The sequence below is a fragment of the Mesorhizobium sp. M4A.F.Ca.ET.022.05.2.1 genome (assembly GCF_003998845.1).
Classification (GTDB): Bacteria; Pseudomonadota; Alphaproteobacteria; order Rhizobiales; family Rhizobiaceae; genus Mesorhizobium.
In genome coordinates, this window is sequence record NZ_RZOJ01000478.1 from 1 (window position 1) to 4,290 (window position 4,290).

Sequence of the window (4,290 nt, forward strand, 5' to 3'; positions counted from 1 at the left end):
GGTCAGAGGCACGCCTCGGTAAGCATTGAAAATGGCGACAACCGCCAGACTGGCAAAAATGATGGCGACGCCAATGGCCATGGAGCGCATCAAATTCGATGGCAAACCGTAGGCCACTCTTTGGCGGTGATCGTTCAATCGCATGGCAAGGCCTATCAGCCCGACGGCCGCGGGCAAGGCATAGCTGACGGTCGTTGGCAGACGATAAGCGGCCAGGAACTGCAAATCGGTCCCGGCGAGAGGAACAAGGCCGCTTTCTGCCGGAAGCAAAATCAGCAAGACACCTTGCAGCATGAGCGAGAAGCCGAGTGTGACGATGAAGGCCGGTGCGCCGCTATAGACGATCATCGAACCCTGCAGCAAACCGTAGAGGCCGCCGACGGCAATCGCGATGATTAGCGCGATCGACAGGCCGACGTCCATGTTGACGACGAGCACGCCGACAATGCCGGCGCACACCGCCGCGAGACCGGCAACCGAAAGATCGATCTCGGCAACGACAAGTACGAGGACAAGCCCGAGTGCCACGATGCTTGTGGTCGCTATCTGATCGGCAAGGTTGGTCAGGTTGCGCGCCGACAGAAACACTGGAGATTGCGAGGCAAAGATCGCCCAGATGAGAGCCAGCGACAGCAGGACCGGTACGACACGCCATTTTGTCGATAGCGCTTCAAGCAGGTTCTGCCTGAAACTGATTTTCGCAGGCGCCGTTGTGAAAGAAACTTGTTGTCTCGTGGTGTTCATTGCCTGCATCCCTTCAATGGTCTGTGCCGGTTATGGCTGCGACCAGGCTGCTCCTCGTCCATTCCGCGACTGGCCGCTCGGCGGCTTTGCGCCCCAGGCGCAGGACCACGATCCTGTCTGCAATGTCCAACACATCACCCAGGTCGTGAGAGACGAGGATCACGCCCAGACCCTGCTCGCGAAGGCGCGCGATGAGTGCCATGACCTCCGCCCGTTGCGCCACGCCAAGCGCGGCGGTTGGCTCGTCGAGCAGAATCACTCGCGGTTTCGACAGAACCGCGCGCGCGATGGCCACAGACTGGCGCTGGCCGCCAGAAAGCCGTCCCACGGAGACACTGTAGTCCCTGATCTTCACGTTGAGACTGGACAGGGCCGCATGGGCTCGAGATTCCATCAGCGGTCGCGAGAGCTTTGCACCCCGAAGCAGCCCTGAATGCATTTCCCTTCCTAGGAAAAGGTTTTGAACGGTATCAAGATTGTCGCAAAGCGCGAGGTCCTGATAGACCGTCTGAATGCCCAGCTCCGCCGCATCCTGCGGCTTCCTCAGCGACACCTCTTGGCCATTGAACAGAATCCTGCCCTCGTCGGCGGAAACGATCCCGCTGATGATCTTGACGAGGGTCGACTTTCCGGCGCCGTTATCTCCGGCCAGCGCCACGACCTCTCCCTCCCGGACATCGAAATCGACGCCCGAAAGGGCGGTGATGCCGCCATAGTGCTTCCCAATTCCCGCCAGGGACAGGATTGGAGCGTCGTCGTTCATGGCGACCATCTTGTTTATTACCGCTTCTCTGCATCAGCCGCGACAGAAGGCGGAGTCGGCGGCCACGCCTTTGGCGCAGATCTGCTCCTTGGTATAAAGACCGGTGTCGACCACCGATTTCTGGATGTTGTCCTTGGTGATGACGCTATTTGGCGCGTCCACTTCGGCAATGCCCCCCTTGTAGCCGTTGTCGAACGTGGTCGCGACGAGATCCGCCGGTATCTTTTCGCCCTTCATCGCGTGCACGGCCAACTGGACGGCCAGCTTGTTCATCGCGACATAGTCCACCGTCATGTCCATCTCCTGCAGGCCGGCAGCAACGCGCTGCACGCCGGCAAGAGTGGCGTCGTACCCGCCAAACAGCTTGATCCCCTTGAGCCCGGCGGCTTCCACTGCAGCCAGCGCCGCACCGCCGGTGTCGTCATTCATCGAGAAGATCGCATCGACGCCATTGTGGGTCTTGGTCAGGCACTGATCCATTGCAGTCTGAGCATTGGCCGGGAGCCAAAGCAGCGCATCCGCCTGACAAACGACCTCCAATTTGCCGGCCTTGATCAGCGGATCGAGATATTCGCCAATGCCCTTCACCTGGTCGCCGTAGAACGGAAACTTGGGATCGCCGTAAATCTTCGCCAGCCGCACAGGCTTGCCGGTCTTGGCGTTCATCTCCTCGATTACCTTGGCCGCCGCCTGCGCCTGCTTCTGGCCGATTTCAACGAAAGGGGCGGTCAGGTAGGCGTAGGCAGGCCCGCCAGTGCAAGCGTGAATGGTGCATATGAGTGGGATCCCGGCTTGCTCGGCCAGAGCCAAGGTGCCCGCGGTCTGCATTGGATCGACGGCAACCATGACGATCGCTTTGGCATCGTTGGCGATAGCGGCCTGAACCTGCGAGGTCTGTTGCTGCACGTTGTTTTCGGAGTTGAGAATCTCAACTGTCATGTTCGGCACCAGTTCCTTGGCGGCCTTCAAGAAGGCCGGCTTGTCGAACTGCTCGAAGCGGACTGTCGTGAAGTCGGGCAGGATAAAGTAGATCTTGCCGGTAAGATCTTCTGCGGCGGCGGCAGGCGTGAGTGCCATGCATGCCGCGAACCCGCACATCAGCGCTGGCATGCGAATTTTCCCAACGAATTTCCTAAGCATTACGAGATCCTTCCATTTTCGCTGTTCTCTCTCTGGTCCGCCGCATCATCCGAGTTTCGGAACATCACAGGGCTTGGAGCCTGGCTTCGGCCGTGCTCCGTCATTTTGGGAGATTGCTATTTTGAAAGTTCCGGCCTCCGCCCTTGGACGCGCTCCCATCGCCTTACGCATCGATATCAGCCGTTTCTGCGACGGTCTTCGGTGAATGCGTGTAAACGTTTTCAAAATGGCGCGCTGGAGCGACGGTGTCAAGCGCAAAGAGGTTGGAGTGTTTCAGGCCATGTAGGCTTCGTCCGCGAGAACACATAGCGGTCGGCGAACGACCATCGCACGTGTGCTGCAGTGCTGATTGGCGTATCAGTGTGCCGCGTCCGGCGGATCAGCGGGCTCGCGTACCAACCGTCCATCCGATCACGGCTTGCGCAATAACGTCCGCAACGTCGGCATGGCTCGCATCGTTGATGAGATCGTGATGGGTATTGGCGAACAGGTGATGCCTTGCGCCTGGAATTCGTGACGCCCAGCGCCGCGCGAGATCAGGAGGGCAAAACATGTCCTTGTCCCCGCTGATCATGAGCGCGGGAAGGCTGAGTTCAAGCAATCCGGCCTGTATCTGCTCACAGACCGGCGCCGAGAGGACGCTTCTTAGATGGACGAAGGCCATCGTTGCATCGAACTTGAGTGGGTCGAATTCCAGTTCGTCTAGATAGAAGGGGTCAAGCGACATCACGCCTTGCTCAGCCTGGCGCTCTTGCTCTTGGCTGATCCCCTCGACAGGCATGCCGCCGAGCACCACCCCACGGAAGGGGCCAGCGCCGGCAATGACCACCGCAGCTGCCGTCATCGCGCCCATCGAATGCCCTACCAGCGCCATTGGAAGCCCGGGGTTTTCCCGCTGCGCTATCCCTGTCAGGCGCTCGGCATTCGTTCTCAGATAGGCCATGGAGCCGGGATTGCCCCGCTCGCCATCCGAGAGCCCGTGTCCGATTGCATCAAGAGCCCAGACGCCGATTCCCTGTGCATTCAAGGAGTTCGCGAAGCGATGGTAGAGGCCGCTATGTTCGCCATATCCATGCAGAAAGACGATCTGCGCAGTGGGCTTCAGCGGAGCCCAGTGGCGGTAGTAGACCTGTCCGGAAGCGCCCTCAAACCTTGGCATCGACCACCTGTGGCGGGTTACTTCGTTTTAGGGGCAAGCCCGTTGAGGATCATGTCCATAGGAATGTCTGCGCTTGGATAGCCGCCGACAAGGATCACATTGGCATGCACGCGATAGTCGCCCGTCTGGACAAACAGCTTGCACCGATCGCGAAGGTCGTAATAATCCGGGATGTAAGGCACTTCGTAGATGTGTTTCTCATCGAAGAGCCTGGACAGCATCGCGAAGCCATCGGGATTTGCGCCGCGCATGTCCTTGGTGACGATGCAGGCCTCGATGTCGCCGACGTCGCAGATCACGGGAACGAGATCGTCGATCGACGGCACGCCGGTAACAACTTCCAGGTCGAGGATCTCCACATCAGGCGCCAACGAACGCAGCGCCTTGGCTGACGTGCCACTGCCGGCATCGGCAATGAATATCAACTCGCCATGGCGCAGGTCGGCCAGCGCCGCTGCCAACCTTTGGTTCAGTATTCTCGGCC

General features: G+C 59.5%; 4 protein-coding genes and 1 pseudogene. All 5 read right to left on the reverse strand.

The features are described from left to right. Positions 1-744, reverse strand: a pseudogene (locus EN745_RS30915) (hypothetical protein); the annotation flags it as partial. A 13-nt stretch (positions 745-757) separates the two neighbouring features. Then, complete coding sequence (locus EN745_RS30920; protein WP_210201955.1) at positions 758-1,507, reverse strand: ATP-binding cassette domain-containing protein; 750 nt, start codon at positions 1,505-1,507, stop codon at positions 758-760. Between the two features lie 33 nt (positions 1,508-1,540). Continuing rightward, positions 1,541-2,617: a sugar ABC transporter substrate-binding protein gene (locus tag EN745_RS30925; protein WP_189363214.1), complete on the reverse strand. Its 1,077-nt coding sequence runs from the start codon at positions 2,615-2,617 to the stop codon at positions 1,541-1,543. 409 nt (positions 2,618-3,026) lie between these two features. Next, positions 3,027-3,806, reverse strand: coding sequence for an alpha/beta fold hydrolase (locus tag EN745_RS30930; RefSeq protein WP_127423000.1), 780 nt, complete (start codon positions 3,804-3,806; stop codon positions 3,027-3,029). 17 nt (positions 3,807-3,823) lie between these two features. Next, positions 3,824-4,290: RbsD/FucU domain-containing protein (locus EN745_RS30935; RefSeq protein WP_127423001.1), on the reverse strand; the 467-nt coding region annotated here is incomplete at its 5' end.

What these genes read in the sequence shown, in the direction of transcription:
- EN745_RS30920 (WP_210201955.1), bottom strand. Translation starts at nt 1,507, where the DNA reads ATGAACGACGACGCTCCAATCCTGTCCCTGGCGGGAATTGGGAAGCAC.
- EN745_RS30930 (WP_127423000.1), bottom strand. Translation starts at nt 3,806, where the DNA reads ATGCCAAGGTTTGAGGGCGCTTCCGGACAGGTCTACTACCGCCACTGG.
- EN745_RS30925 (WP_189363214.1), bottom strand. Translation starts at nt 2,617, where the DNA reads ATGCCAGCGCTGATGTGCGGGTTCGCGGCATGCATGGCACTCACGCCT.